Origin of the sequence: Flavobacterium beibuense F44-8 (assembly GCF_000769915.1) — a bacterium.
GTDB classification, from domain to species: Bacteria; Bacteroidota; Bacteroidia; order Flavobacteriales; family Flavobacteriaceae; genus Flavobacterium; species Flavobacterium beibuense.
This window is the reverse complement of sequence record NZ_JRLV01000005.1, coordinates 240,787-266,102: the sequence shown is the minus strand read 5'-3', so window position 1 is coordinate 266,102 and position 25,316 is coordinate 240,787. Positions and strand designations below refer to the sequence as shown.

Sequence of the window (25,316 nt, the reverse complement as noted above, 5' to 3'; positions counted from 1 at the left end):
TTATTGACAAAGAACAGGATATACAGCAAAGCGATACCGATTTGTTTAACGCCATTACCATATGTAAGGCCGACCTGAAAAACCTTTCAGCACTTAATACTCAGGAAAATACTCCGGGTAACTCTACCGACGAAATCTCTGAAGCGGAAGCCAGAGTAAGAACACAGGATTGGGACAGAAATTATGCTGACTGGGCAGAAAAACAGATAACACTTACTACAGATGGTATATTCAAGGTCTTTTATATGCCGGCAGACTATATGGCCGAAGGCAGTGAGTACGAATCATTCCTGGCACTTAAACCAAACAGCCAATCCCCTGCCCTGTATGATGCTGATATCGTAACTACTTTTACCGATAGCGGAAAAACTACTTATTATGATACAGTTGTGCCTATGCCTCCATACACCATAAACAACCCTTCAAGTAGTTTCTATCTTCTTCAATTGTTATAATTTCTAATAATTATTTTATAAGGCCTGATTATTCAGGCCTTTTTTATTATTCTTTAATTAAGACTCTTACACTATCCCTGAATTCAGGGATAAATAAAAGTACTTCGTAATGGTGAAAAACCCATGTAGGTTTTAAAATACTTTTATAAAAAAATTCAACCATGGATACAACAAATTCACTACCTAAACTTTTAGAGAATATATTAAAGTCAAAGGGACTTAACAACGACCACCTAACCGCACTTGCCGAAGCCGGAATACAACAAAAAGCCGATTTTGAAATGATTGGTGACACCCAAACGCTTATAGACATTACTGGACTGGATGAAGAAATTGCCTATAATGTTATGCTATGGGCAGTAGGTGTAAAAACACAACAGGAAACCAATACAAATCAAGTTAATGAAACCCCACAACAGCAACCTATAGTAGTAGAAAGTGCCGATGTGGTTAAGTGTGTACACTGTAGCACCAAGCAACCAAAAGATTATAAAACCGGAGACCTGTGTTTATCATGTGGTAATCAGGCTGAGCCGGTATTAAACTGCCACTGGTGTTTTAGCTCGGGTCCGGGTAAATTCTGTCGTTCCTGCGGTTCAGAGTTTGTACCGTCTGCCGATTTTGAAATCGCACTATTCCTTAAACGCGAAGGCGAGTCTAAAAACGCTATTGTAAAAATGGTGAAAGAAATGACTCCGCAGGAAAAAGAAAACATGTGGGCAAGAATTCGTAAAAACCGATAAATCATGGCTGAAGTAATTTATTGCGAAAGCTGTCATACCAAGCAGCCTAACGACTGGCAACAGGGAGATTTATGTATAGATTGCGGTAGTTCGGTACGCGCAGACGTACGCTGTGTTTGGTGTGCCGATCTTACTCCGTCATCAGGTAATTTCTGTAAACATTGTGGTACCGAAGTAATGGAAGACATATACTTTGGCCCTGCCAGAATATTAAAAAGTCTTGGAGTGAGTCAGCTGGAACTGCCTGCCAAAGTTAAAGAACTGACCGATGTTAAGCTGTCACAGCATCAGCAAACCTATAATAAACATTACAAGGTTATACAGTTTTGCAAAGAGCAGGCCTATATGCTGGAGCCTTACCTGTTGGTAAAGGGAGACTATGCTGTGATGAGAGTGGAAAACGATATGATTTCCCAAATACCGTTTCCGGATAACACTCTGAAAACCTTTGATGAATTACTTAAAAAGGATATTACAGTTGAAAAACTACTCAAAGATCCCTTAAATAATTCGTTATCATCTACCGTATTCAGGTTAGCCGAAATAGCCAACAACCGTGAGTATCCTTATAACTTTCACCCCTATTGGTGTAAGCGTGTACTATATGAGGTAGCAGATCCTGATTTTCCGGTTCGTATGGAAATGGCTTTATGGCTCTCTCACCCCAACTCGTTTGATTATCGTTTTAGTTGGGAGCCCATAAAAACTAACGACTGTACTAAGCTTAAAGATGGTAAAACCTCATTAGATGCATTTCTTGATGTTTTACTGCCTGTACTTGATATTGCCTACCTAAAGCCCTATGCCGGTGTAGCACTTGTACATTTACTGGATAAACTGGAAATGAGCAATCATGCACAGTACGATTATTTTACCCAAATAGCTAAAGAAGCGCTGGATCATCATGACCCTGATTTGGTTTTAGGAGCCGCCCTGCTGTTTAACGATAAGGAGAAAATTATCCTTATTTCCAAAATGGATAAACCGGCGTGTTATAGTGCCTATTCATGGTTACTTACAGACAATTCTGACTCGTATGAAAAGATATTAACCGATTCAAAGCTCAATGAGCATCAGTTAACCGCCTTAATTGACTTTGTTAAACAGGATGATATTAATTTCCAAAACGAACATGGTAAAAACGTTGTAGGTGTATATCCTGATGCGTTTACACAGGCTGCAAACTCATTAATAAGAGAATGGGGTAACACTACCCTGTTTGGTAAACTGTTTAGTACCTATAGTGATGATAAAATCAATAGTTATATAAACTATGCAGCTCGTTTCTCTACTCCTACTCAGGAGGAATGGGATACCCTTATACACTTCTGTAAAAACAGGGACGACAGGAACAGCCTAACCAAAATACTTTCACACAGGGTAAAGAAAGACATAAACTACACTGAAGCGGCCAAAATGTTTTTTGATGTACCACAATGCTACAGTGATGAGGAAAAAGGATATGAGTTTATCGCATCATGGCTGCCTGTTGTGGAATCAGGTTACTATCCTGATGCAGAGGTTATCCGAAAACTGATAAACTTTCTTCGTTTTACCCAAACTTTCCTGCAATACAGGGCTTTTGAAAAGGTTTTTGTACAAAGGGTTTTTGAGGTATTCCGTTTGCTGATTGTATATTCTGAAACGGCTTCGGTTCCGCTTAGTAAATATATAATACATGCCAGCCTTGATATAAGGGACTATATTAATGCCGATTACTTTGGGCACAAAGCTTATCTATACGGACTGTTTAGGGAAACATATGTGGCAAAAGCACCCGAAGACGGTAACTATTACTCCTACCCTTTCCAGATAGACAAGGACTTTATCCGCAACTTTTTTGACGATGACAATGAAAAACTGATAAACAGTTTTGTTAATATATTACCGGTAGGTGCCGGTTATGGTAATAATGCTTTTGACCTTATGAGTAACTGGATATTAAAAAATCCGTATGGTTTACCAACCATGGTTATTGAAGGAAACAAGGTAGATTTTACCCTTGGTTATAAAATACTTGATGCTTTTAAGGAAAGTATGAAGTTTATTAAGGAACAGGGCAAGGAAATCCTAAACATGCAGGCCAATGGTAGTTATCCCTTTCTTAATATATTACATCACAGGGAATGGGATGGTAATGATGTGTTCCTGTTTTACCATAAATCAGACGAGGCTAATGGAATAACCATACAAAAATGTTATGACAGGTTTGTGGAGTGGCTTACAAAAGATAATTCGGTAAACTTCTATACAGAGGTAATGGAAAAGTACGGTAAGCACTGCTTAACATTCAACGATACCAAAAGAATGCCGTTATCACTGTTAAAACTGTGGTATAACCAGGCCGATACCAATACCATGCCTACTGAAATTGTGGAGTTTTACAATGCGAAGTTCTCTATTTTACTACGTGAAGAGCATAGAAAAGAACTCCCAATGATGCAGGATGAAGGCATAGGCTACCATGTAAGTTTTTATTATGTTACAGAAAAGCTGTTTAAAGGCGAAGAGGAATTCTTTAAATGGTTTATGAGCCACTACGGTAATGGGCTCAACGATCCGTTAGTACGATTTGTATTGTTAGGGCTCAACCATGCGTCAGATCTCATAAAAAATTACATAGCCGAAGAAAGACATTCACAAATGCATAATGCCCTAATATACCTTGTGCATAATGCTTATAAATCGGACAAATACATACAGGAAACCTACATCAAAATTATTTATGATTTGCTTTTAAACCTAAATAAAGACACTAATGATATTGATGTTATTGTGGATATATGGGGTTTAAAAGATGTTCATTATTACATAGCTGAAGAGTGCGAGGAGTATGCCGAAAAGATGTTTATAGGAGATGAAAATACCCCTTTAACCAAAGAGCAATTACCTAACCTGTATAACTATTTAAGTGATTATTACTACAGTGGCGGTACAGATGTCAGGTGGGTTTCACATGTACTTAATATACAACATAACAGGGTTATTGACTACTTTAATAACTGTGAGGAAGACAGCAGTATAGTACTAACCAACATCCTTAAACTACTCGTTCGTTTTATGGGTAAAGAAGGTTTGGTAAATGAGGGCGAGAGTATACAAAAAAGAATCAGAAGTGACATTAGCTCTCATATAGCCCGATTAATAGAAGGTATTGATGAAGATAAATTCCCTAAACCATTAGTAAAATACCTGTATGAATATGTAACAGCCGGCACACTTGATTTCTTCCTTCAGGCAAAAATCGAAAATTGTATTGAGAAGCTGTATGAGCATCATTTTGAAGAGGAAGAAGAAGAGGATGACGACATGTATAACATGGTAATAGCATCATCTGCCAAAAAAACGGTAAATACTGCTGAGGCTATGGCTGCACAGTCCTCATTAGTTGCTGAGCTGAGTACGTTCATGGCTACGTTTACGGTTACAAGAGAAAACATGCAAAAGGTAACCCAATACATTAACGGTTATAAAGACAGTGATACCGATAATCCTATGATTATAACTCCGCTAACCATGAAAATTGAAGAATCCAGGAACTGGCTTGCCGAAAATACTGATGTCGCCATGGAGCTATATCAGGCTATTTATATGGCTATACTGGATATAGATACCGAAATGGGTGCACAATATTCCAATTTTGGGGCAATGTGCCGTATGGTGTTCGGGCAACTGGTTAAAAATACTTTGTTTGCTTCCTCCTACCAGCAGGGGCTTGAAGCAATGGCAAACTCGGGTGCATACACTGAAATTTTTACCGATGGCTTAAAACAGGTAGCTAACGAATTAAAGGGATAAAGCAATGAGTACAACTACAACAGAAATAACAGAAGAAATACAGGAGCAGTTAAACCTATCGGCTGTACTTATGGAAAACTTTCGTAAGAACATAAAGCACGATTCATGGTTTGGACTGGACCCCGAAAATGAAAACCATAAATACCTGGCTAAAAAACTACTGAAAACCTACGATATAAAGTCAGCCAGAGAACTTCGTAATAGTGTTTATGCTTATGAGATTATCAGGAAAACCTCTAACAATTTTCGCAATATAGCCTGTAAACTCAGAATATACAGTGAGGAAGAATACATCAATCTGTTAGAGAATCAAAAATATAGTATTGACCGAAATTATTACAGAATAGTATGGCCACATCGTTTTTCGTTATTCCGTACCTCCCTTTCCGGATATGATTTGGCTATGGCAATATTCCTGCTTCGCATGGGTGGTGCTGCCGGTTTTATTAATGAAACCGAAATGGAACTTAGGCTTGCAGATATTTCCGCCAGTATAAAAAAGGATTTTAATGACTGGGATTCGTTTCATGAAAATGTACTTATAGGCCATCAGTTCATGACTGCAAATATGGCTCCCGATGTAGCTTTTTATGCCAATAGTGAACAATCAGCATTACAAAGCCTCAGGTATTTAAAAATTACTAACCCACATTGGTTTACACAATGGTAATTAAAAATTCATAACCATGGAAAACACATTAGAAAATTATATAGAAGTGGCTGAATTAGCCTATCGTGAAGGCCGATGGGAAGAGGTTGATAAAACTATAAGAGCCGCTCAGGAAATAGTTAGCGATAGTGAGGGAAATATTGACGATCTACTTAAAATCCGTTTTTACCGCTTAGGTATTATTTACTGGACCATGTACGACAATGACCTGGACATAGAGTTCATAAAAAAATACAGCGAGTTACTGGAAGGGCTTAACACAATCGCCCTAACCGACTACCAGATGATATGCAGTTTTTACAATGAATGCCCTGAAGAAATTATGCAAAGGGCATTGCTGCAATATCCTGACGATTTGAGTCTGCTTAACGCCTATGCAAAAAAACTACAGGAGCTTGGACAGCATAATAATGCTATTATAATACTGGAACATTTAACCGAATTATACCCTGAAGCTTCCTTTGCACAGCTAATGTTAATGCACAGCAGAGACCAGCTTTTAAAAGTAGTAATGGAGCAGTCTGAAAATGTAAGCACCGATGAAGACATAGCTTCCAGTTGTTTTGATTTAGCTATTCAAAGTTGTAACATGACTGCCATTAATGAGCTTAAAGAGTATACTATTATAAATCAGCAGGAAAAAAAGCTTATCCATCTTGATATACAAAAATGTATATACAAGAAAGGATTTGACAAGGTTTCAAAAAAATGGAAGGAAAAATGGAAAGATAAAGAGCTTGATTTTACCTCTGTATTATTGCTTGCAAACTACTTTTATGAATACAATACCTATGGATTGGTAAAAGAAGTACTGGAAGGCTATTCGTTTGCTGATTTGGAACAGATTAATGAAATAAATGAGTTTAATGATCTTGCAGTTTATTGGGAACTGGCTAATATTAATAAGGTACAAAACCGTATTATGTATAACTTTTTCCTTGCAAATGCATACCATTATACAGGAGAAGCAGAAAAAGCGGCACAGTGTGTTAATGCAGGACTGGAACTCAATCCAAACAATGCACTTTTAACAGTGCTTAAAAGTAATGCACAACTTACAGTAGATAAAGATCCAGAAGAAGCATACAACACACTCAGTACAGCACATTTACAGGGATTACCTCCTAAAACCTACTACCAGCAGCTTATTATGTTTTACAGGCTGGTGGCCGACTGGAATAATGTAATCAGAACAATTAATCAGTATGAGGTTAGAAACGTGCCTAATGAAGCTACCATTTTCTATAAAGCTGATGCCTTTGCTCATTTGGGCTACCAGATAAATGCCTTAGAGTGCCTTGAAGACGGTATACAGTATTTTAGCCATACGCCTTATATTATTTCTATGTATCAGTTAAGGATGATGATTTACAAAAATCAGAAAAAGTATAAACTGTTTTTTGATGATGTAAAACACAAACTTTCCTACTGTAGTAAAAAAGGTAACGAATACTGGAGCACTATTAACCAGTGTGTTGAGATTATATTTATTATTGGAGACTACCGCCGTTGTTATGAATATGCATCTGAAGCCTATAAAAACAACAGGCTGCATCCGCAACTGCTACCTATACTGCAATGGCTTATCGCTTTTGATCATGATGATTACCCGGAAATTCCGGATGTGCCCGAAGTAACTAACGACAGTGTTATAAACAACCCTCAAACCCCTATGGATTATTTTGGTAATGCATTACGATTTTGGATAATGGGTTTCAACCTGGCATCAGCACAGGCTTTTGAACAAGCAGGCGATATGGGCTGGGAAACCATGTACTGTTACAAACGTGCCTTTTGGCGCGCCTGCAGAAGCGAAGGACACGAAGAATATACATTAGAATTGTATGATAAAATAATGGCATATGACCCAACCCAAAGGGAGTGGCTTATAGATTACCGTTATGCCTATATACTGTATACCCTTAAAAGGTATGAACAGGCCATTAAAGGCTACAAAATGCTAATGGAATACTACCCTAACACGGCATTTGAAGAGGAAAAAGATTATAATCACAATGCAGCTGTGCTTTTGGACTGTGAAAGAAACATGGGTAACATAGAAGCAGCAACGCGTTATACCAGTATGCGAATGAGCTGGCAAATACCTCAAAAAAGTGACTGTAAACGCCTGCAGGTAATGGCCGATGAACATTATCCCGAAGAACTTTTCCTTAGGTATAATCTTTTACGATTAAGTGAGGAAATAGAAACGGGATTATCGCAAAATGAAAAAGAGAGTTTAAAGGATATTAAAAGAAAGTTAAAGTCAGAGTATTTTTCCTAAATCAATTAAATTTGTGACTCTCATATATGCCAAGAATAGCCTGTAAAATATCTGTTTTAATATGCCTTTGCTTACTGATACATAGTAACGCTTTGGCACAGGAAACTCCTACAGAAAAAAAAATAGATTCTTTACAGGCTATTTATAAAAGTGAACTTAACAGCAATCCCGAAAAAGCAAAAAAAGCAGCCCGGGAATGGCTAAAGCTGAGTAAACAAAGTGATGCTTCGCTAAACGAGGCAAAAGCCTATTATGCCCTTGGCAACCTTGGTTCTATTACCGGTGATTATAATGCTACCATAGCCAATATTAACAAAGCCATTGAGATTTTAAAAAAGCTCGATTTTGAGCAGGGGCTTCCGGCATGTTACAACATTTTAGCATTGGGCTACAAAAACACCGGTAACTATCCAAAGGCGATGGATAACTTTATGCTGTGTATTGATTACTCTAAAAAATCAGACAACAAACAGCAACAGGCCAATGCCTACCAAAACATAGCAACACTTTACATTCTTCAAAAAGACTATAAAAAGGCAAGTGAAAACCTGGACAGGGCTGCCAACTTGTATCGTGCCCTTGGTGATGATGATGGCGTGCTTATAACCCTTTTCAACTTTGCCAATATAATGAAGGAACAGGGACGCTACCCTGAAGCCTATAAGCACTACCAAACCGTTTTAAAATACAGGGAGCGTGAGGGTAATAAAGCAGCCATAGCTTATATTAAAATAAACCTGTCGCAACTTTTGGTAGTACAAAAAAAGTACAAAGAGGCAATTCCGGAACTCAAAAAAACGCTTGCATTGCTGGAACAGCTCAACTTCACTTCAGACATGGCTATTGTGCTAAACGATTTGGGATTATGCGAAATGAAGCTTAATAATACCCAACAGGCAATTAACTACTTTCAAAGGGCACTGGATATAAGTGAAGAGAAATCACTGCTTAGTTATAATGCTAACTTTTATAAAAATCTGGCTCAGTTATATGAAGAGCAGGAAGACTATAAAAATGCACTGGTTTACTACCGGAAAGGTATTAGTACCGAGCACGAAATCAATTCGGTTGATAAAGAAAAATATGTGGCAGGACTACAGGAACGTTATGAAACTGAACTGAAGGAAACCCGTATTGCCCTTTTGGAAAAAGAACAAAAACTAAATGAGGCTGAACTTCAAAAAGCCGAACTTACTGTTAAACGACAAACCATACTGCGCAACGCCTTTGTAGCCGGGTTTATACTGGTACTTATCACCCTTATTATTCTCCGTTATTTTTATGTACTCCGTTTAAGGGTACAAAAACAACTGGTAGTACAAAAGGAAGAGAATGCCAAACAGGAAATCAATCAGCTTATAAAAGACCATAAAATATCGGTTATTGAGCGTTTTCAGGAAGGACAGGATGAAGAGCGTGCCCGCCTTGCCAGGGAAATACACGACGGCATAGGCAGTGACCTTGCCGGGATTAAAATTGCCTTTGAGCATTATGCCGGTGATAAAAAAGATAATCCGCAAATAAAACGTATGCTGCAAAGTATAGACAATGCCTGCCGTGACCTTAGGAGCCTGTCACATCAGTTACACCCTCTTCCCTTTTCAAAAATTGGATTTGCGAGTTTTTTACGCAACTTTTTAGGGCAGTTAAGTCTGCGTTCGGGGTTAAAAATAACGGCTTTCTTTTATCCTGAAGAAGAGATTGATAACCTACCGGATGACTTACTTGCCGATGCTTACCGCATTGTACAGGAACTGGTAAACAACATACTGAAACATGCCAATGCTACCACTGCAGAGGTACAGCTAACCAAACACGAAGACTACCTCAACATTGTAATAAACGATAACGGGACAGGTTTTGCAAAAAATAAAAAACAGGGAATAGGGTTGCGAAATATAAGTGAACGTATTGAAAAAGTACACGGTACTATTGATATAGACAGCTCTGCCAACAGCGGAACCTCAATTACCATTAACATCCCTTTAAAATAATAGACATGAAAACAGTAAATATCATTATAGCAGACGATCACCTGATGTTTTTAGAAGGGCTTCATACTATTTTAAATGAAATGCCACAGGTTAAAGATGTACACCTGGCAACCGAAGGAAAACAGGTAATGAGGTTGTTAGGGCAGTTTGAAATCGACCTGATTATAAGTGATATCAACATGCCTAAAATGGATGGTATTGAACTGCTTTCAGAGGCTAAAAAACACAAAGCGGATATAAAAATCATTATGCTTAGTATGCTGGATAACCACCGTACCGTGCATAAGGTAATACAAAAGGGTGCCGATGGTTTTGTCCCTAAATTCACCAGCAAGGAAGAGCTTCAAAAAGCCGTTCGTACTGTTATAGATGGTGAACAGTACTTTTCAGACATTATCAAACAACGCTATATGGAAAGCGTATTTGAGAGAAAAAAATATAAAGACATTGAGCTTTCTCAAAGAGAAAAAGAAGTACTTAAGCTACTTGCCGATGAGCTTACCTCAAAAGAAATATCTGAAGCTTTATTCATATCGGTAAACACGGTTGAAACCCACCGTAAAAACATACTGCTTAAAACAGGTGCTAAAACCACTACGGGAGCTGTTAAGTTTGCTATTGAGTCGGGCTTATTTGAAGATTAATGGTATTCGGCAGGGAGGTTCTTCCCTATCCTCTCCAGTTCATCCATGTAAGAATCAAAAACAGTACGTTTCTCTACAAACTGTTTTTTGACGGTTCCCGTATTCAGGTCATAATACACAAATATAAAAGCAATTACAGGGTCCTGCCATCTCCCCTTATCATTAGGCACAGTACCCTTCTTTTCAAGGAAGTTTACCCATACCCCTTCGGCAAAATCAGTCTGCCTCAGGTAAAACGCATTTGTACCGTGCAGTTGCAAGTCAAAATTATTACTGCTAAGGTAGTTTTCCATTTCGGGCTTTAGTGATTCTTCAATATTAGTGTAGCTTTTACTTTTTCGCCATACTCCAAAACGCTGCCCTGTAAACTTATCTGACTCCGAATCAAAATCTACTTTAAGTGTCAGTCCGTTTACCTCTTCCATATCAAAAATAAGCCTATTGGTATTACTTACAACTAAACTGTCCTTGTATTTATTTAACTGCTGTTCAAAATCATCAGTAATACTCTTAACCTCATCTACCTCTGCCTTATGGTCAAAAAAAGCTGTAATTTCAAAGTAACCGAAATCAATTTTGTTCAGCCTTCCTTTAAAGTGTTCTCTAATAAGCTCTCTGGCGGTATAATCTGTTTTGGCATCCTTATATTGTTCAGGGATTGTTTTACGGTAAGAGGCTGTTGGCTTATCGCCATCTTCCGTTAGTATTTTCTTCGCATCAAAATAACTTACAAACAGTATTTCGGGACGGGCTTTTTCATAAACAACAGCTCTAAACATATTGGGGTTCATATTTCCTTCATTAAAAAAGCGTTCCAGTTCTTCAAATTCCAATGCTCCTTTAAAGTTCTTTTCTAAATATTGAGTCAGGTTTTCGGCTGCCGTTTTTTTACTCACTCCGCCCATAAGGCTCGGTATACACCCTCGGCACACTATCAAAACGGCTATAATTACAAGTACATATATCATTTTTCTCATAGTCTTACTTTACAAAACCAAACTACGGCAAAACCTTAAGTGTCCAATCACTGAATTCAGTGAGTAAAATATTTCCCGTAAAGAGGTCATGTACAACAGTAACTGAGAAGCTAATTTTGGCAATAGTAAAATATTTGAAAATCAATAAAAAAATAACATTTATGGGATTACAGGAAAAAAAAGCCATTCAGGGCATTAAAGAGCAGTACTTTGACAACTATCAAAACGAGCTTAACGAGATTGTAGGTAAAGAACTTCCTATTGACATTACTTGGGACTCTTTTGATATGGAAGCTATTAAGTTTATACCAAGCGTATGTTTACAACGCACGGTAGATGCTTTTAAAGAACTATGTTCTGACACGGTAGGTAAAGAAGCCGTACAGGAAAGCATAACTAAAATTGTAGTAAACAATATACCTGCCGAAGGTGCTGAGGAAAAGAAAAACCTTAACCTTGACAGTGGCATACTAACAATTGAAGCAAGTTATGGAGGACATCATAGTGGTTATTATACAGATACAACTATAAGAGAATACCTTGAAAACAACCTATAGTAGTAGTTTTTGTTGTTTCTAATCCTTCATAAAAAAAGCTCCTGAAATTCAGGAGCTTTTTAATTTATATCAGGTTTGTTTTTATAAACACTTTTCCATCATTTCCTGCAACATAGTAGCCGATGGTATTGTTTGCCAGTTTCTTTCCAGGCTTGCTGTTACAAGCATTTCGTCTCCGTTAAGTGTTACTGTATTCTCTGTGCCAAATTTATAAGCGAGTTTCTTTACACTTTCTGCAAAAGCTTCCCTGCCTAAATTATCGGCACAAATAGCGGTTACAGCATTTTTAAGGGTATTTAAAAACTCTTTAGCATAGTACTTATCAGTATCAGTAGGCTCTTCGGATTTGTTCCATTCTATAATTACATCATGCGGAACTTTAAGGGCAATTTTAAAAGCCATTTGGGTATCCTTTATTGCTTCTTTTAATTTAAGCATGGTAGGTACATCACCCGCTGCGGGTACAAATGGTATTTTCCCGTTTGAGAACAGATAGGCGTACTTGTTTGCCCTGCTTACAGATATTCCGGTAACGGTACCATAATCAATATAATTAAGCTCAAACTGGTTATCAAACCAGTTGCCTAAAAGTATAGTCCTGTCATTTTTGTTATAATCAATAAAGTAACCGGCATACGAGCCCGATGCTCCTGCTGTTATCCTAACCTGCGGAATATCGGGGTTATCACTACTTCTTTCTTTTTCAACTATCTGTTGTAGTATTTCTATAATTTTTGCCGTTGGCATAGCCGGCAGCTGTAACATTGTTTTAAAGTCCATTTCAATTTACAATTTAGAGTTCATCACAAAATTCAGGCTTTTAAAAACGGCTTCCCTCACGGTATTCGGGGATATATAAACTTCATTGTCACAGTGTACTGTAGTGATAGTGGTTCGGTTTAATTTTGTATTACAGCCCCCTAAAAACAGAAACAATGATAAAAAGGATACAACTAGCTATAACAATACTGATGCTAACAGCAGTGAGCTGTAAAACACCTAAGGAGAAAGATACCGCTACAGGTCAAATAAGCTTCCTTAATTTCACCTTTACCGGATATACTGAAGACGAACTGAACAACATAATGATTTATGAATATGACAGAAAAAAGGTAAAAGATTCCTTTGCTGTGGAAGCCATACCTGCACTGTCACTGGAAACCACAAAATACTGGGGAAACATACACCGTAATATGCCTTTAAACAATAGTTATGAGGTGCGTATTGATAACCAAACAGCCTTTAAACTGGATAGTCTTACTATAAAAAAGGAAATAACAGACCCTATGCTACACAGTGAAGAAAGCTGTTTTTTAGAAAGCTATCACATTAATGGTGAATACTTTATAAATAATACCGTAATTTTAGAGAAGGAAAACGATTTAAGATCATAAGCTATGATACACTTAATCAAAACGACCATATTAGCCTTTGCCATGCTGTTTAATCAGGATGCACAGGCGCAACAGAATAACGATTGTGTAAGGGGTGCCGCCGAACCTACCCTTACCAACAAATACTTTAGTAATCATAAATTTACCCTGCAAAGTGACGGGCTTTCAGCCATAGAAACGGCTGTACTACCTAACGGCAGTGTATTAAAAGTATACAACGAAGGCTGTGAATATGTAAATATCACTTTTGAGTTTAAAACCAAACTGATACCTGATTCCATACAGGAAAATTATATAGAAGCCATTCGTTTTATGGAAAGTATATACCCCTACATCGATGTTCCGCTTGATGTGGAAAGCGGTATTCATCTTTTAAAGCATCAAACAGAACAGGGCACATCGCTATCCTATAATCAGGAAATTCCATACGGCATTGATGATTTTCCTGAATGTGTTGTACTAAATTATGTAGAGAAAATAAACGATACCGAACAACTAATGAGCCTTTCGTTTATACTCGGTCCGCTATAATGGTCAAATTAACCAATAATATTTTTTGAGATACGGGAGTAAATATTTAATTTTCCATCTCAAATTACAACCATTATGAAAACCGCATTTATACTACTGGCAGCAGTATTTACAATTAATGTTACTGCCCAGCAGGTTATCCCTTTATACAAAGATTCTATCCCTAATAGCATACCAAGTAAGAATAAGGAAAAAACCAAATACAGTGGTTTCCTACTTACGCAAAATGTATCGGTCCCTACCCTTACGGTATTTAAGCCTCAAAAACAATCAGACAAAAAAACAGCAGTTATTATTTGCCCCGGTGGCGGATATGCCGTGCTTGCTACCGGACACGAAGGTAAAGATGTAGCCGAAGCCCTGAACAAAATGGGAGTTATGGCGTTTATGCTGAAATACCGCCTCCCAAACGATACTATTATGAAGGATCGAAAAATAGCTCCGCTACAGGATGCTCAGCGTGCTATACAGATGATTCGTGAAAATGCCGCACAATGGAACATCGACCCTAATAAAATTGGAATAATGGGATTTTCTGCAGGAGGACATCTTGCTGCTACAGCCTCTACACAGTTTGAAAGAGAGGTTATTGCCAACCCAAAACATACTTCTCTCCGTCCTGATTTTTCCATATTGCTATACCCTGTTATCAGTTTTACCGATAGCCTTACACATATGGGCAGCAGGATAAACCTTATCGGAAAAAATCCTTCAAAGGAACTGATTGAACAATACTCAAACGAATTACAGGTTACCGCCAAAACCCCTCCCACATTTTTAGTTCATGCTGCCGATGACGGACTCGTATCCATAGGGAACAGTATAGCCTATTACCAGGCTTTACTTAAAAACGGAGTGCTTAGTGAAATGCTTTTGTATCCGCATGGTGAGCATGGTTTCGGGATGATTAACCGATCTACTGATGACCGATGGATGGACAATCTTAAAAACTGGATGAAATCAGGTAACTTTTTATAATATCAACACCGTCCCGTCATAGTAATGACGGGATTTTTTATTACATTTATAGTAAGATTATTTTTATGAAAGTAGTAAAAAATTCAGGACATATTGTTGAGTTCAATCAGGATAAATTAAGGCACTCCCTATTACGATCGGGAGCCCAGCCGCATAAGGTAGAGTTTATACTGAAAGAAATAAACAAAAACCTGTATGACGGTATAAATACCAAACAGATTTATAAAATGGCTTTCAGCCTTCTTAAAAAAGAGGCGAATGTCCATGCCGCAAAATACAACCTGCGTAAGGCTATAGAGATGTTAGGCCCCGCCGGATTTTTCTTTGAAAAGTTTATAGCCCGCCTGTATGCCTCCGAAGGTTTTACCACAACTACAAACATCACCTTACAGGGAAAATGTGTTACCCACGAAATTGATGTGGTTATTAAAAAAGACGATAAGGTAGGGATTGTAGAATGTAAATTTCACGGAAGCCGCGAGGTAAGGTCGGACGTTAAAGTCCCTATGTACATACTTTCCCGCTTTAATGATGTAAAACACAACACTCATACTATTTTTAATACCCAAGAAGCTATTGATAACTGTACCATAGCTACAAATACTCGTTTTACGGGTGATGCTGTTGCATTTGCTTCCTGCTCAGGATTGTCGCTTTTAAGTTGGGATTATCCTGAAGCAAACAATATTAAAACCAAAATAGATAATAACTGCCTGTACCCTATAACCTGCCTTACATCACTCACAGCAGCCGAAAAGGAAAAACTGCTGATACTGGATATACTACTGGTAAAAGAACTGGTTAACGAAACCGAATGTCTTGAAAAGATAGGTCTGAGTGCCAACCGAATGAGAAATGTTATAAGAGAAGCTTCGGGCATTTGTAATTATATGTAATATGAAAATAAAATTTCTAGGTGGGGCAGGCACAGTAACCGGCTCCAAAACACTTGTAGAAAGTAACGGTGTTCGTTTCCTGGTAGACTGTGGACTTTTTCAGGGATTAAAGGCGCTACGCGAACTTAACTGGGAAGTGCTGCCCGTACCAGCCGAAACTATAGATTATGTATTGCTTACGCACGGGCATTTGGATCACTGCGGATGGCTGCCTAAACTGGTTGCACAGGGTTTTAAAGGAAAGATATACTGTACCAGGCCTACTAAAGAAATAGCTAAACTCATATTACTGGACAGTGCCAAAATACAGGAAGAAGAAGCCGCAAAAGCCAACAACAAGAAATTCTCCAAACATAAGGTTGCAAAACCCCTATATACTGTAGAACAGGCCGAAGAGGTATTCCCGTTATTCAGGGTGATAAAACCAAATGAAACGTTTAATATTGATGCCGAAATCTCGGTTACCTATACCAATGCGGGACATATTATAGGTGCCTGTAGCATAACGGTTGAGGCAGAAGGTAAAACGCTGGTATTTTCGGGCGATGTAGGCAGGGATAATGATGTGCTTATGTTCCCTCCTACCAAGCCTAAAAAAGCCGACTATGTGTTTTTAGAAAGTACCTACGGAAACAGGCTTCACCCTGATACCGACCCAAAACTGGAACTGGAAACTTACATCAACAATACCTTTCATAAAGACGGTACGGTTATCATACCAGGCTTTGCGGTAGAAAGGGCACAGTCTATTATGTACCTGCTATGGCAACTTAAAAAAGAAAACAGGATACCTGATATCCCTTATATACTGGACACTCCTATGGGGGCTAATGTACTGGGGGTTTTTAACGAAAATCCGCAATGGCACAAACTTTCGGCTCATGAGTGTATAGAGATGACAAAAATGTTCTCTGTAATCACCGATTATGAAGACACCATAAAAGTAATATTTGACGACAGACCTAAGGTAGTGATTGCCGCCAGCGGAATGGCTACCGGTGGACGTGTGCTGTCGTACTTTGAGCGTTATATAGGCTTACCTAATACAACTGTAATATTTGTGGGCTATCAGGGTGAAGGTACACGTGGTCGCAAACTGCTGGAAGGATATGAAACCATCAAGATATATGGTCAGCATTATCCTGTAGAGGCTAATATACTACAGATTGAAGGCTTATCGGCGCATGGTGACCAGCAAGATCTGGTAAACTGGCTATCGGCTTTAGAAAACAAGCCCGAACGGATTTTCCTTGTACATGGGGAAAACGAACCTGCCGATGAATTACGCCTAAAAATAAAGGAACGCTACGGATATGAGTGTAACATTCCTTTTATGCATGGAGAAGCCGAAATTTAATTTCGGCCTTATACCTGTGCGTGTTGATTTATCGTCCTTATAATATCATCCTTTTGCAATACACCTGATTGCCTCCAGAGCATTTTACCATTTTGGAACAGCATAAGTGTAGGCACACCCTTTACCTGAAACTGAGGGTTTGCCATTAACTGTTGGTTCTTATCTACATCTATTTTGATAATGGTAATCTTATCACCCATATCGGTTTTTACATCATGTAGTATGGGAGCCAGCATTTGGCATGGACCGCACCAGGTTGCAAAAAAGTCGACCAGTACAGGTTTGCTTCCGCTTATAAGTTGATTAAATTTATCCATTGTTATTTCGTTTTATAAGGGTTCGTAAAATCGTAATCTGTTTTTAAGATCTTCAATTTCAGTTTGCATGTTCTTCATTTTTTCCAGTAAATGAAAAACAGCATCCAGTCCCTCCATATTAATATTAAGTTCATTGTGCAGCCTAATCATTCGCTCTGCCTCGCTTACCTCACTTACCGGCAGGCATTCCTCCTGCTCAATTGTAATTACTTTTACCAGGTTGTATTCCTGTAAGGTATCTATAAAAGCGATTTCTATGCTATGGTGCTGGCAAAACACCTTTACCGGTATATATTCGTTACTTTCCATTGTCCTGATTATTTAGATTCGTTAGACAATTCCTTAAACAGTTCTTTTTGTTTATCCGTAAGGTTTGTAGGTATCTTAACGGTATAAGTTATATACAGGTCGCCAAAGCTTCCTTCTTTCTTATACACGGGGAAACCTTTTCCTTTAACTCTAACCTTTGTACCGTTTTGTGTACCCGGGCTTACCTTCAGCTTTATGGTACCGTCCATGGTTTCAAACATCGTCTCTCCGCCAAGTACAGCTGTGTACAGGTCAATTTCCTTATCGGCATACAAATCGTCCCCCAGTCTTTTAAAGTTTGGTGTATTGGTCACGGTAAATGTTATATACAAATCACCGTTAGGACCACCGTTTGCACCTTTACCTCCCTGACCTGCCAGTTTAATTACCTGACCGTCGGCCACACCTGCCGGAACGGTTATCCTAAGGCTTTTCCCGTTTACTGTAAAAGTTTGTTTGTGGGTAGTATATGCCTGCGCCAGTGTAAGGGACATTTCGGCATGGAAATCCTGACCTTTAAAACGTACCTGTCTGCCACGACCTCCGCTACTGCGGGTATAGCCGCCACCCCCAAACATCGATTCAAAGAAATCTGAGAAATCACCTCCTTCAAAATCCTGCCCTCCAAAGCCCTGGGATTTCGATTGTCTTTGTTGCTGGTGTTGCTGCCTGTATTTTTCATACTCCTCACCATGCTCCCAATCCTTACCATACTTATCGTATTTTTTTCGCTTCTCAGGGTCACTCAGTACCTCATTAGCTTCGTTAAGCTGTTGGAATTTTTTATCGGCCTCCTTATCGTCGGGGTTAAGGTCAGGGTGTAGTTTTCGGGCCAGTTTCCTGTAGGCTTTTTTTATCTCGTCGGTCGTTGCACTCTTATCAACGCCCAGTATTTTGTAGTAATCTATAAACTCCATAAATACAATTGGTTTACACTATAAATTTAAGGCTAAAATGGTATAATATCAAAGAACACGAAATGATTTTGATCATTTTTTAACGCTATAACTAAATACAATCCCCTAAAGATTTTAAGGGGTATTTCCCCTTTCAAAACAGGGCTATAACCTCACAACTATCTGATTATATACAAGTTACTTTGTATAAACAAAAACCAACCAACAGCATCACCCCCATGCTGAACAAAATTAAATGCTAAAAAGTTCAGAGTGATGGATATTAAAATTATCATAGAAAAACTTGCAGGGCTTATTGATACAGACAACAGCCTAATCGATATTACCAACATAGCCACACTAAATGACGGCGATGAGTTTTTAACCTCAAAAACACCTATAGTAATGTCTATAGTTAATATTGAGGAAGACAAAACACTCAAAAACCAGTCGGTATACCTTAAAGGTACTGCCGATGATACTAATATATCCCGTTACAGGCATCCTGCACAAAACCTTATCCTGTCTGTTCTCTTCAGTTCCTACAATAAAGACCTTTCCAAATACCTTGACGGACTGGATAAACTCAAAAACATTATAAGCTACTTCCAGCAAAACAACACCTTTTACTATAAAAACGACGATACCGAGCTTATAGACTATACGGCTTATTTGGCAAAAAGCGAAGTTCAAAAGGAAAACTACTCTAAGGTGAGCATGGAACTGGTTAGCCTGTCTATGGAACAGCTTAACCAAATGTGGTCGTATCTGGGCTCAAAATACATGCCTTCGGTATTGTATAAAATGAGATTGTGTGCAGTACAAAGCTCAACAACCACTCAGGAAAAAGTAATCAACAAAGTGAAAATCAATCTTTGGGAAAACGATAAGAACAGCCCGATAGGGCAACTGGAATCACACGAGTTTCAGGCAGATAATGATTAAATAATTAATAACCATACTTAAGAACTAAACCGAAAAAGTTATGAATATAAGTTCTATTAAAACACCGGGGGTTTACATCAATGAGATTGATGCCTTTCCTCCTTCGGTTGCTCAGGTAGCAACCGCAGTACCTGCTTTTGTAGGGTATACAGCAAAAGGGCCCGCAGTGCCTACCAGAATAACTTCTTTCATGGAGTTTGAAGAGCTTTTTGGCGGCGCACCACAACCTGCTTCAGTAGCAGTGGAGTTAGACGCAAACCTAATGCCTACAAACAATACTACCGTAACCGAAAGCCAGTACAAACTGTACAATTCGCTTAGGCTGTTTTACAGTAATGGCGGCGGTGTATGTTATATCGTTTCTGTAGGGAGTTACAGTGATAATATAACCAGTGAAACTACATTTACCGACGGACTTGAGCTCCTTAAAAAGTTTGATGAGCCAACACTATTACTTTTCCCCGATGCCATTAACCTAACGGCACAAAAACTGGGACTTGTACAGCAACAGGCACTAATGCAGTGTGCCGAACTGATGGACAGGTTTACTATAATGGATGTAAAACAGGATACCGGATTAGTTGCCGACAGTGCCGAGTTTAGAGACAGGGTTGGCAGTCAGAACCTTAAATACGGATCGGCTTACTATCCCTACCTTAAAAGCTCGTTCCCTTACAGTTTCAGGTTTAAGGATATTAACGGAACAGGAGCCGGTAAAGTAAACTTTAAAGGCATATATTCATCAAACACATCACTGAAGAATTCTATAGAAGAGTTTGAAAAGAAAAATGCTGATTACGACACCGTGAATACAGCATGGAACCCTTCTCCTGCTCCTTCAGATGCTACAAATCCTAAAAAGCTACACCAAATACCTATTGACACCCACAACAAGCTGAAAACAGCTGTAGATAAAATGTGGAACATGCTTAAGGTATTGGGCAAACCGGCAGATCTTACCAGTACGGCTGCGCAAAATTTTACGGCAGACCTTATTACTAATTTCCTGAAAAAATATGCTCAGGAGCTTGTAGACTTCAAGTTTGCTTATGAAGTACTGAAACAATCAAATGGTACAACTGATGTTGAAGACCTTTCAGCATTAGATAACGATACTAACTTTAAAGGCGCCTGGGGGAATATATCAACATATACAGAATCTGTAAGCAATCCTTACACAGATGTTATAAAAATGGCTGTAGCTACCCCTACACCACATGATGAGCCCGATTTTGTAAAAATTCAATTGGTTGTACAAAAGCTACATGCAGCCATAATGAATGCAATGGACAACGCCGTTAAGAGCCTTAATGACCATATCCTTTTTGAGGAAAACAATCTTATCTCACAAATTCCTATTTACCCTTCAATAGTAGAAAAACTGTCTCAGTCTATGAATACGGTTCCGCCATCGGGGGCAGTAGCGGGAATATATGCCATTACCGATGCAACACGAGGTGTTTGGAAATCTCCGGCAAACGTGAGTATTAACGGTATAGTAGGTCTTACAGACGATGTAAACGATGCCGAACAACAGGACATGAACATACACGAAACCGGAAAATCAATAAACGCCATAAGGAAGTTTACAGGAAAAGGATTCCTTGTTTGGGGCGGAAGGACATTAGCCGGAAACAGTAATGACTGGAGGTATGTAAATGTTAGAAGGCTGGCAAATATGATTGAAGAATCGGTTAAAAAGGCATGTATGCAATATGTTTTTGAACCAAATGTAGCGCAAACATGGGTTAGCGTTAAGGGTATGATAGACAACTATCTCACTACTCTTTGGAATGACGGTGCTTTGGCAGGAAGCAAAGCAGAACATGCCTTTTTTGTTCGTGTAGGACTTAACGAAACCATGTCGGCTCAGGATGTACTTGAGGGCAGAATGGTCGTTAAAATAGGCTATGCACCTTCAAGACCTGCTGAATTTATCATACTTGAGTTCAAGCAAATGCTACAACGATCTTAACCGTAGTTATTAGATAACCTTAAAATTATAACAAGATGCCAAATATAGATTTTCCGCTACCTAAGTTTCACTTCAGCGTACAATGGGGTGGCAGCAAAATAGCCTTTACGGAAGTATCGGGCTTAAATAAAGAGATGGATGTTATTGAACATCGTGTAGGTTCCAGCCCTGAGTTTTTCAAAAAGAAAATGCCCGGGCTGCAAAAACTAAGCAATATTACTTTAAAACGTGGTGTGTTTTTAGGGGACAATGAGTTTTACGACTGGTACAATACCGTAGCACAAAACACGGTAGAAAAACGTACCATAATCATATCCCTGCTTGACGAAAACCACGAACCTAAAGTAGTATGGACCGTAAAAGACTGCTTTATAGTGTCGCTTAAATGCACCGATTTAAAATCAGACGCTAACGAGGCAGCTATAGATGCTGTAGAACTAGCCAACCACGGCTTTACTGTAGAATATAAATCATAAAGAACTATGCCGGGCAGCGATCCTATAACAGGCTTTCATTTTTCAGTCGTTTTTGAACTGGTTCCCCAGTTTTCCATAGACACCAAATTTCAGAGTGTCTCAGGACTAAAGGTTACCATGGAAACCGAACCCTATACCGAAGGCGGACAGAATAAGTTTAAACACAACCTGCCGCTTCGCTCAGGGTATCAGGACCTGGTACTTAAAAGGGGACTTACAAACGACTTGTCCGGGCTGTCATTATGGTGCAATCAGGCAATGGACGATTTCATTTTCTATCCGGCAAACCTTATTGTCTCTTTACTCAACGAAAAGGGTAACCCTGTAAAGGTTTGGTATGTTGCAAAGGCTATCCCTTTAAGCTATGAGTTTAGTGACTTTAATGCCGAAGAGAACAAAATAGTGATTGAAACCATTACCCTTAAGTATAACTTTTTCAAAGAGATTCCCATTCCCTTTTAATTATTAAAACTTTAACCATGGCAATAGAAATCAAAGAATTAAGAATAAAAGTAACTGTGGCTGAAAATCAGCGGGAAAGTTATACTGCCGCACCAGAATCTGATACTGTTGTACGAAAGGAAATGATATCGGAAATAGTGAAGGAATGTACCCGAAGTGTACTTGAAATAATGAAAGAAAGAGCTGAACGATGATAACCGGAATTTTAGGAAGCATAGACAAAATGCGTATTGAGGTATTCCCTACCAAGGAATATACCGAACCGCCACGCAAAACCATATTTGTACAGCTAAACCCTGAGAAGTACAGCATGAGGCACAATGTGGTGTTTTGTGACGGACAGGCAATGGGAACTACCGGCAGTGACCTTAGGTTTAACCGTATTGAAGGCGAAGAGGTAAGTTTTGAGTTTCTGTTTGACAGTACCGGTATTATCCCTCCCGGGAAAATAAAGGACGGTAACGGTCAGGGATCAGACTTACTGGATGCGCTTGGCGATGCTGCCGAGGCCTTAAAGCCTGCCATTGTAAATCCCTTTGTGGAGGTACAAACCGTAGAGAAAGAGGTGGAAGCATTTAAGGATTTGTTAATGGGTTTTGACGGTGACACCCACCAAACCTCTTACCTAAAGCTTTTATGGGGCGGTTACAACCTTAGCTGCAGGTTAAAGAATATGAATATTGATTATGTTCTTTTCAGGAAAGACGGCAGGCCTATAAGGGCAAAAGTAAACTGCACCTTTAAAGGCACGGTAGACTACAAAGTTATGGTAGCCCGTGAACAGCGCAGCTCACCCGATCTTACTCATGAAAGGACTGTAAAGATGAATGACAAGCTTACCCTTTTAGCCGAAGACATTTACAGGAACAATTCGTTTTACATAGATGTAGCTAAAAACAATAAGCTGTTAAGTTTCAGAAACATCACTCTTGGTCAGAAAATAAAATTCCCACCTGTAAAATAAACCACTATGCCTGATTTACAGCCATATTATCCTTCTTCAGACACTTTGCTCAACCTTGAGTTCCTTATTAACGGGGTAAACACGGGGCTGGATGTTCTGCTAAAGGAAGCAACCATACAGTTTGAACTCAACAGGATTCCTATGGCTAAGTTCACTTTTGTAGATGCGGCTAACCATGTGGAAGAAGAAGAGGAACTACCTATTAATTCGCTTACGCGAAATGCAGGCGACCCTCCCATAGCTATAGAGGTAAAGGTAAATTTTGAAGGCAGTAATGAAACTATTTTTAAGGGAATTATAAAGTCGCTTGACAAACGTATTGAAGGCGAACAGATAACGGCTAAAGTGGAATGTAAGGACATTGCGTTACAGCTAACCCAATCGTCATCAGAAGAAGAAAATAATAACCAGACTTTTGGTGATAAACTGATACTGTTTACCAGAGACCTAACGGTTAGTGACAACCTTACCAATCAGCCATGGAGTGAAGAACAGATAACACACAATACCTCAACCACGTCTTGGGATTACCTTATAGGTTTTTTGGATTCCATAGGGATGATGGTCGCATTACGTAATACCGAATTCACCGGAATTGACATACTGAATACCGATCATGAACCTTCTTATAAGGCAGAGAATGGTATTAACGTTTTTACGTTTAACGGACGTATTGACCCCGAAAGAAGAAGATCGTCGGTTACCATAGAGCGCTGGGATATAGAAAGCCAGTCGGTGAGTCGTGTGTCAAGTGAGCAGAATGCCGATGAGAATCCGCATACGGTAAGGGTTAGCCAAACCTCATTGCAGGAATCTACACTGGAAAGGATTGCCAATGCCACACTGGAAAGAAGCAATATCGCCGCTATTCAGGGCAGGGTAACCACCTTTGGTAACCTAAGTGCCAAACTGGGCGATTACATCACCTTCAGTAAGGTTAATAATGACATAGATGATATACCACTGCTTATTTCACAGGAAGTACATTCTTTTGAAAACGGCTGCTGGAAAACAGAATATACTTTCGGACTGGAAAGCGAACGCTCCTTTACCGAAAGTACCTCACCGGGAGTTAACAACACCCAGGCACAAATTGGGCAGTCCAATACCCTAAACGGATTACAAATTGGGGTAGTCACACAAATAGAGGAAGACCCAAACAACCAGTTCAGGATTAAGGTACGTATCCCTATCCTTTCGGAAAACGGAGAAGGTATATGGGCAAGGCTCGCAACCCTCAATGCATCAAACGAAACGGGCAGCTTTTTTATCCCCGATGTGGATGACGAAGTTATTGTAGGCTGTATAGGCAATAACCCTGATACCCCTGTGGTGCTGGGTTGTTTGTACAGTAGTAATAAACCCATGCCCTTCCCTATTGATGCTAATAATTACAAAAAGGGTTTTGTAACCAAAGAAGGTACCCGCATAGTAATTGACGGAGAAACAAAGAGTATTGAAATAAGTACTAACGACGGAAACAAGGTTCTTATAAGCGATGACCAAAAAGGGATTACCCTTGAAGACGCTAACAGTAACAAAGTAATACTCAACGACCGGGGAATTACCATTGAAAGCTGCAAGGACCTCAATATAAAAGCAAACGGAAACATTAAGGTAGAAGGCATGCAAACCGGTATTGAAGCAAGTAGCCAACTGGAACTAAAGGGTTCAATCATCAATCTAAACTAATT

Annotated in this window: 25 protein-coding genes; 20 read left to right on the top strand and 5 right to left on the bottom strand. The window is 39.0% G+C overall.

All coding sequences use genetic code 11. The annotated features are described in order from the left end of the window. The 7 genes from Q763_RS17915 to Q763_RS06125 form a co-directional block, all read left to right on the top strand. Positions 1-455 (top strand): hypothetical protein (locus tag Q763_RS17915; RefSeq protein ID WP_035132216.1); only part of this gene is annotated, 455 nt, incomplete at its 5' end. 161 nt (positions 456-616) lie between these two features. Continuing rightward, positions 617-1,198 (top strand): hypothetical protein, encoded by a 582-nt coding sequence (locus Q763_RS06150; protein WP_035132208.1) that lies wholly within the window; start codon positions 617-619, stop codon positions 1,196-1,198. 3 nt (positions 1,199-1,201) lie between these two features. Next, a complete protein-coding gene (locus Q763_RS06145) occupies positions 1,202-4,996 on the top strand; it encodes a zinc ribbon domain-containing protein (RefSeq protein ID WP_035132206.1) in 3,795 nt (1,264 codons plus the stop codon). Positions 4,997-5,000: 4 nt separating this feature from the next. After that, positions 5,001-5,666: a DUF1266 domain-containing protein gene (locus Q763_RS06140; RefSeq protein ID WP_035132204.1), complete on the top strand. Its 666-nt coding sequence runs from the start codon at positions 5,001-5,003 to the stop codon at positions 5,664-5,666. A gap of 16 nt (positions 5,667-5,682) precedes the next feature. Next, on the top strand, positions 5,683-7,950 hold the full coding sequence (locus Q763_RS06135) for a hypothetical protein (RefSeq protein ID WP_035132202.1): 2,268 nt from the start codon (positions 5,683-5,685) through the stop codon (positions 7,948-7,950). A gap of 26 nt (positions 7,951-7,976) precedes the next feature. Further along, entirely contained in the window at positions 7,977-9,944 is a 1,968-nt protein-coding gene (locus Q763_RS06130; protein WP_052123257.1) for a tetratricopeptide repeat-containing sensor histidine kinase, read from the top strand. 5 nt (positions 9,945-9,949) lie between these two features. Continuing rightward, on the top strand, positions 9,950-10,588 hold the full coding sequence (locus Q763_RS06125; RefSeq protein WP_035132200.1) for a response regulator transcription factor: 639 nt from the start codon (positions 9,950-9,952) through the stop codon (positions 10,586-10,588). Here the strand turns inward: Q763_RS06125 and Q763_RS06120 are convergent. Further along, positions 10,585-11,565, bottom strand: a complete 981-nt coding sequence (locus tag Q763_RS06120; RefSeq protein ID WP_035132198.1) for a hypothetical protein — start codon at positions 11,563-11,565, stop codon at positions 10,585-10,587. The two genes, Q763_RS06125 and Q763_RS06120, sit on opposite strands and share 4 nt — an antisense overlap. Before the next feature lie 161 nt (positions 11,566-11,726). Between Q763_RS06120 and Q763_RS06115 the strand changes: the two genes are divergently transcribed. Next, positions 11,727-12,122 carry a hypothetical protein gene (locus tag Q763_RS06115; RefSeq protein ID WP_035132196.1) on the top strand — a complete coding sequence of 132 codons (396 nt, stop codon included), beginning with the start codon at positions 11,727-11,729 and terminating at the stop codon, positions 12,120-12,122. Positions 12,123-12,203: 81 nt separating this feature from the next. Here Q763_RS06115 and Q763_RS06110 read toward each other — a convergent pair whose 3' ends face one another. Continuing rightward, the gene (locus Q763_RS06110) at positions 12,204-12,902 is read right to left on the bottom strand and encodes a hypothetical protein (protein WP_035132194.1); all 699 of its coding nucleotides are present in this window, start codon (positions 12,900-12,902) and stop codon (positions 12,204-12,206) included. Positions 12,903-13,057: 155 nt separating this feature from the next. On the opposite strand from Q763_RS06110, the gene Q763_RS06105 reads away from it, so the two are divergent. From Q763_RS06105 to Q763_RS06085, 5 genes are all read left to right on the top strand, one after another. Next, on the top strand, positions 13,058-13,516 hold the full coding sequence (locus Q763_RS06105) for a hypothetical protein (protein ID WP_035132192.1): 459 nt from the start codon (positions 13,058-13,060) through the stop codon (positions 13,514-13,516). 3 nt (positions 13,517-13,519) lie between these two features. Next, complete coding sequence (locus Q763_RS06100; protein WP_157499343.1) at positions 13,520-14,047, top strand: hypothetical protein; 528 nt, start codon at positions 13,520-13,522, stop codon at positions 14,045-14,047. 75 nt (positions 14,048-14,122) lie between these two features. Beyond that, a complete protein-coding gene (locus Q763_RS06095) occupies positions 14,123-15,025 on the top strand; it encodes an alpha/beta hydrolase (RefSeq protein WP_035132188.1) in 903 nt (300 codons plus the stop codon). Positions 15,026-15,090: 65 nt separating this feature from the next. Further along, complete coding sequence (locus Q763_RS06090) at positions 15,091-15,921, top strand: ATP cone domain-containing protein (RefSeq protein WP_035132186.1); 831 nt, start codon at positions 15,091-15,093, stop codon at positions 15,919-15,921. Position 15,922: 1 nt separating this feature from the next. Next, positions 15,923-17,278: an MBL fold metallo-hydrolase gene (locus tag Q763_RS06085; RefSeq protein WP_157499341.1), complete on the top strand. Its 1,356-nt coding sequence runs from the start codon at positions 15,923-15,925 to the stop codon at positions 17,276-17,278. An 8-nt stretch (positions 17,279-17,286) separates the two neighbouring features. On the opposite strand, the gene trxA is transcribed toward Q763_RS06085, so the two are convergent. The 3 genes from trxA to Q763_RS06070 are packed head-to-tail and all read right to left on the bottom strand — an operon-like array spanning position 17,287 to position 18,821. Next, entirely contained in the window at positions 17,287-17,595 is a 309-nt protein-coding gene (gene trxA / locus Q763_RS06080; protein ID WP_035132182.1) for a thioredoxin, read from the bottom strand. A gap of 12 nt (positions 17,596-17,607) precedes the next feature. Next, a complete protein-coding gene (locus Q763_RS06075) occupies positions 17,608-17,904 on the bottom strand; it encodes a chaperone modulator CbpM (protein WP_035132180.1) in 297 nt (98 codons plus the stop codon). A gap of 8 nt (positions 17,905-17,912) precedes the next feature. Then, positions 17,913-18,821, bottom strand: a complete 909-nt coding sequence (locus tag Q763_RS06070; RefSeq protein WP_035132178.1) for a DnaJ C-terminal domain-containing protein — start codon at positions 18,819-18,821, stop codon at positions 17,913-17,915. Between the two features lie 255 nt (positions 18,822-19,076). On the opposite strand from Q763_RS06070, the gene Q763_RS06065 reads away from it, so the two are divergent. From Q763_RS06065 to Q763_RS17405, 7 genes are read left to right on the top strand one after another with little or no spacing between them, the layout of a single operon-like run. Next, on the top strand, positions 19,077-19,745 hold the full coding sequence (locus tag Q763_RS06065) for a Pvc16 family protein (RefSeq protein ID WP_035132176.1): 669 nt from the start codon (positions 19,077-19,079) through the stop codon (positions 19,743-19,745). 40 nt (positions 19,746-19,785) lie between these two features. Beyond that, entirely contained in the window at positions 19,786-21,720 is a 1,935-nt protein-coding gene (locus Q763_RS06060; RefSeq protein ID WP_035132174.1) for a phage tail sheath C-terminal domain-containing protein, read from the top strand. Between the two features lie 35 nt (positions 21,721-21,755). Then, a complete protein-coding gene (locus Q763_RS06055) occupies positions 21,756-22,196 on the top strand; it encodes a phage tail protein (protein ID WP_198133441.1) in 441 nt (146 codons plus the stop codon). Between the two features lie 6 nt (positions 22,197-22,202). Further along, positions 22,203-22,658 (top strand): phage tail protein, encoded by a 456-nt coding sequence (locus Q763_RS06050; protein ID WP_035132173.1) that lies wholly within the window; start codon positions 22,203-22,205, stop codon positions 22,656-22,658. A 17-nt stretch (positions 22,659-22,675) separates the two neighbouring features. Continuing rightward, positions 22,676-22,852, top strand: a complete 177-nt coding sequence (locus Q763_RS17780; RefSeq protein ID WP_157499339.1) for a DUF5908 family protein — start codon at positions 22,676-22,678, stop codon at positions 22,850-22,852. Beyond that, positions 22,849-23,622: a CIS tube protein gene (locus Q763_RS06045; protein ID WP_035132171.1), complete on the top strand. Its 774-nt coding sequence runs from the start codon at positions 22,849-22,851 to the stop codon at positions 23,620-23,622. The genes Q763_RS17780 and Q763_RS06045 overlap by 4 nt, the downstream gene beginning before the upstream one ends. Positions 23,623-23,628: 6 nt before the next feature. Further along, the gene (locus tag Q763_RS17405) at positions 23,629-25,314 is read left to right on the top strand and encodes a phage baseplate assembly protein V (protein WP_157499338.1); all 1,686 of its coding nucleotides are present in this window, start codon (positions 23,629-23,631) and stop codon (positions 25,312-25,314) included. Positions 25,315-25,316 lie beyond the last annotated feature (2 nt).

Coding starts and splice junctions, on each gene's coding strand:
- Q763_RS06095 (WP_035132188.1), top strand. CDS start 14,123: ATGAAAACCGCATTTATACTACTGGCAGCAGTATTTACAATTAATGTT.
- Q763_RS06115 (WP_035132196.1), top strand. CDS start 11,727: ATGGGATTACAGGAAAAAAAAGCCATTCAGGGCATTAAAGAGCAGTAC.
- Q763_RS06135 (WP_035132202.1), top strand. CDS start 5,683: ATGGAAAACACATTAGAAAATTATATAGAAGTGGCTGAATTAGCCTAT.
- Q763_RS06145 (WP_035132206.1), top strand. CDS start 1,202: ATGGCTGAAGTAATTTATTGCGAAAGCTGTCATACCAAGCAGCCTAAC.
- Q763_RS06150 (WP_035132208.1), top strand. CDS start 617: ATGGATACAACAAATTCACTACCTAAACTTTTAGAGAATATATTAAAG.
- Q763_RS06075 (WP_035132180.1), bottom strand. CDS start 17,904: ATGGAAAGTAACGAATATATACCGGTAAAGGTGTTTTGCCAGCACCAT.
- Q763_RS17405 (WP_157499338.1), top strand. CDS start 23,629: ATGCCTGATTTACAGCCATATTATCCTTCTTCAGACACTTTGCTCAAC.
- Q763_RS06100 (WP_157499343.1), top strand. CDS start 13,520: ATGATACACTTAATCAAAACGACCATATTAGCCTTTGCCATGCTGTTT.
- Q763_RS06090 (WP_035132186.1), top strand. CDS start 15,091: ATGAAAGTAGTAAAAAATTCAGGACATATTGTTGAGTTCAATCAGGAT.
- Q763_RS06050 (WP_035132173.1), top strand. CDS start 22,203: ATGCCGGGCAGCGATCCTATAACAGGCTTTCATTTTTCAGTCGTTTTT.
- Q763_RS06065 (WP_035132176.1), top strand. CDS start 19,077: ATGGATATTAAAATTATCATAGAAAAACTTGCAGGGCTTATTGATACA.
- Q763_RS06105 (WP_035132192.1), top strand. CDS start 13,058: ATGATAAAAAGGATACAACTAGCTATAACAATACTGATGCTAACAGCA.
- Q763_RS06125 (WP_035132200.1), top strand. CDS start 9,950: ATGAAAACAGTAAATATCATTATAGCAGACGATCACCTGATGTTTTTA.
- Q763_RS06110 (WP_035132194.1), bottom strand. CDS start 12,902: ATGGACTTTAAAACAATGTTACAGCTGCCGGCTATGCCAACGGCAAAA.
- Q763_RS06045 (WP_035132171.1), top strand. CDS start 22,849: ATGATAACCGGAATTTTAGGAAGCATAGACAAAATGCGTATTGAGGTA.
- Q763_RS06055 (WP_198133441.1), top strand. CDS start 21,756: ATGCCAAATATAGATTTTCCGCTACCTAAGTTTCACTTCAGCGTACAA.
- Q763_RS06070 (WP_035132178.1), bottom strand. CDS start 18,821: ATGGAGTTTATAGATTACTACAAAATACTGGGCGTTGATAAGAGTGCA.
- Q763_RS06140 (WP_035132204.1), top strand. CDS start 5,001: ATGAGTACAACTACAACAGAAATAACAGAAGAAATACAGGAGCAGTTA.
- Q763_RS06085 (WP_157499341.1), top strand. CDS start 15,923: ATGAAAATAAAATTTCTAGGTGGGGCAGGCACAGTAACCGGCTCCAAA.
- Q763_RS06060 (WP_035132174.1), top strand. CDS start 19,786: ATGAATATAAGTTCTATTAAAACACCGGGGGTTTACATCAATGAGATT.
- Q763_RS17780 (WP_157499339.1), top strand. CDS start 22,676: ATGGCAATAGAAATCAAAGAATTAAGAATAAAAGTAACTGTGGCTGAA.
- trxA (WP_035132182.1), bottom strand. CDS start 17,595: ATGGATAAATTTAATCAACTTATAAGCGGAAGCAAACCTGTACTGGTC.
- Q763_RS06120 (WP_035132198.1), bottom strand. CDS start 11,565: ATGAGAAAAATGATATATGTACTTGTAATTATAGCCGTTTTGATAGTG.
- Q763_RS06130 (WP_052123257.1), top strand. CDS start 7,977: ATGCCAAGAATAGCCTGTAAAATATCTGTTTTAATATGCCTTTGCTTA.